We start from the raw sequence: 2,663 nt of genomic DNA, 5'->3' as shown, positions 1-2,663 counted from the left end.
AATGTTATCTAGTTTTGAAGGAATATGCCTTCATAGTTTGGTGATGATGGCAGAGAGGTCACACCCGTTCCCATACCGAACACGGAAGTTAAGCTCTCTAGCGCCGATGGTAGTTGGGACCTTGTCCCTGTGAGAGTAGGACGTCGCCAAGCAAGCTTAAGACGAGTCAGAATGACTCGTCTTTTTTGTGTTTTATAACTTCTTTTCAATGCCAAATACTACCTGGATTTTAAAGAACTCCCTATTCTTTTAAGATTTTTGGTTACATATCTATATAAGCTCTATTCTGTTTCTTTCGTGATTTTTAATATGTAATTTAAGATTTTCTATTTTATTTCTTATAGATAAGATTCACCGGTATGTTAAAATAGTACAGTTGTTTTTGAGGTACGTTAACATAAGAGATTTAATTTGGAAAAAGGAGATAATATGAAAAAGATAGGTATGATTACTATAGTAGTTTTAGTGCTTCTAACAATCGCGTATATGTTAGTTGGGAATTATTTTTATAACTACGCATTGAATGCGAAACAAGAAAAAGAATTTTTGCAAGATAACCCTCATTTGGCGGAAACAGTGAATGCATCGGGAGATGTATTGGCTACGAATGAAAAAAAGAATGCGGATTTTGTATCGAAATATAAACCGAACACATTAACTATACGTTCTTTCGATAAGCTGAATTTAAAAGGTTATGAATATATGAATGAATCATCTAGCCATAAATGGGCAATTGTAGTTCATGGATATAATGGCAGAGCATCAGAAATGACGAAATATATTCGGAACTTTTATGAACGAGGCTATAATGTCATAGCACCAGACCTTCGTGGACATGGAAATAGTGAAGGGGATTATGTTGGTATGGGCTGGCATGATCGTAAAGATGTCCTACTGTGGATTCAACAAATTTTAAAGAAAGATCCTAATGCTGAAATAGCTCTATATGGTATTTCTATGGGTGGAGCAACTGTAATGATGACTTCAGGCGAAGATTTACCTTCAAACGTTAAAGTTATTATTGAAGATTGCGGATACTCAACTGTTAGTGATGAATTTACGTATCAACTAAAAGATTTATTCCACTTACCGAAGTTTCCTGTTATGAATGCGGCCAATACAGTTACTAAATTGAGGGCGGGATATGATTTAGAAGAGGCTTCAGCTGTGAAACAAGTTGAGAGAAGTAAAACACCTATGCTATTTATCCATGGGAATGCTGATACATTTGTTCCTTTTGAAATGCTAGATCAGGTGTATAATGCTGCAAAAGTAGAAAAAGAGAAGTTAATTGTTCCAGGTGCCGGGCATGGGGAAGCGGAGAAAGTAGATTCAAATAAATATTGGAATACTGTATGGAAATTCGTAGAGAAGTATATTCCGGCATAATTAAAGTTGTTTCATTTTTATAGACGATAATCGGAGGGGAATAGTCTGCCCTTTTGATTATCGTTTTTTTCTAATTAGGTATTCTGCTATAAGTATATTTTTGTATGTACTATAGAAGGAAATAGAGCAAAAACTTTTGAATTCCTTAATCTCAGTGCTACAATGATTGAAAACTAAGTTTTAAAGAGGTGTTAATATGAAAATTGAAGTATGGTCAGATTTTGTATGTCCATTTTGCTATATTGGGAAGCGTAGATTAGAGATGGCTTTAGAGCAATTTCCGCATAAGAAGGATGTTGAAGTTGAGTTTAAAAGTTTTGAGCTAGATCCGAATACTCCCGTTTACTCTGGAACGAGTATTAATGAAGTGCTTGCATCAAAGTATGGGATTAGTATTGAAGAAGCTAAGCGTAATAATGTACAACTAGGAAATCATGCAGCTAGTATGGGTTTAAGTTTTAATTTTGATGAGATGAAGCCAACGAACACTTTTGATGCGCATCGTCTAGCGAAGTTTGCGAAGGATCAAGGGAAGGAAAAGGAGATTACAGAAAATCTTCTTTTTGCATATTTTACTGAATCAAAGAACTTGAGTGATGTGGATACGCTAGCTACTATCGCTGAAGCTTCAGGTTTAGATAAGCAAGAAGCTTTACATGTTATTAATGATAAAAATGCGTATGCCAATGATGTTAGAATTGATGAGGCGGTTGCTCAGCAATATCAAATTTCGGGAGTACCTTATTTTATTATTAATCAGAAGTATGCTATTTCAGGTGCGCAACCACTTGGAACTTTTGTTGGTGCACTTCAGCAAGTTTGGGAAGAAGAGAATCCTGCACCGAAGTTACAGGAACTTTCAGCAGATGGTGGAAGCGATCTTTCTTGTACTGATGGAAGTTGTTCAGTGCCGTCAAAAGAACAATAGTCTTTATTATTGGATAGCAACCCATAGAGAGTTTTATGGGTTGCTTGTATATGACTATAGAAGAAATATGTAAATGAAATTTATAAAATATAAAGTTTTTTAAAAAACGTATTGACGATTGTATAAATGGAGTGTAATATAGAACAAGTCGCCGATGACAACAACGTCGAAAGCGACAAACGAAATAAAAAACTTAGTTGACATCAATTAACGAAAATGTTAACATAAGGGAGTCGCAAATGAGCGACCAAGTAGTTCTTTGAAAACTGAACGAAACAAACAACGTGAAACGTCAATTTTTATTTTTAGATGCTAGACAAACTAACTTTATTGGAGAGTTTGATCC

The 2,663-nt window shown here is 35.0% G+C and carries 2 protein-coding genes and 1 rRNA gene; all 3 read left to right on the top strand.

Features of this window, described 5'->3' with window-relative positions:
- Positions 1-36 precede the first annotated feature (36 nt).
- The 3 genes from rrf to DPQ31_RS29040 all read left to right on the top strand — a co-directional run bounded on the left by rrf (position 37) and on the right by DPQ31_RS29040 (position 2,317).
- Positions 37-152: ribosomal RNA gene (gene rrf / locus DPQ31_RS29050) — 5S ribosomal RNA — on the top strand.
- Positions 153-429: 277 nt separating this feature from the next.
- The gene (locus DPQ31_RS29045; protein WP_033663369.1) at positions 430-1,389 is read left to right on the top strand and encodes an alpha/beta hydrolase; all 960 of its coding nucleotides are present in this window, start codon (positions 430-432) and stop codon (positions 1,387-1,389) included.
- Positions 1,390-1,585: 196 nt separating this feature from the next.
- Complete coding sequence (locus tag DPQ31_RS29040) at positions 1,586-2,317, top strand: DsbA family oxidoreductase (protein ID WP_208731449.1); 732 nt, start codon at positions 1,586-1,588, stop codon at positions 2,315-2,317.
- The last annotated feature ends 346 nt before the right edge of the window (positions 2,318-2,663 follow it).

It is taken from the genome of Bacillus sp. COPE52, assembly GCF_003355115.1.
GTDB lineage: Bacteria > Bacillota > Bacilli > Bacillales > Bacillaceae_G > Bacillus_A > Bacillus_A toyonensis.
This window is presented reverse-complemented; position numbering and strand designations above follow the sequence as displayed.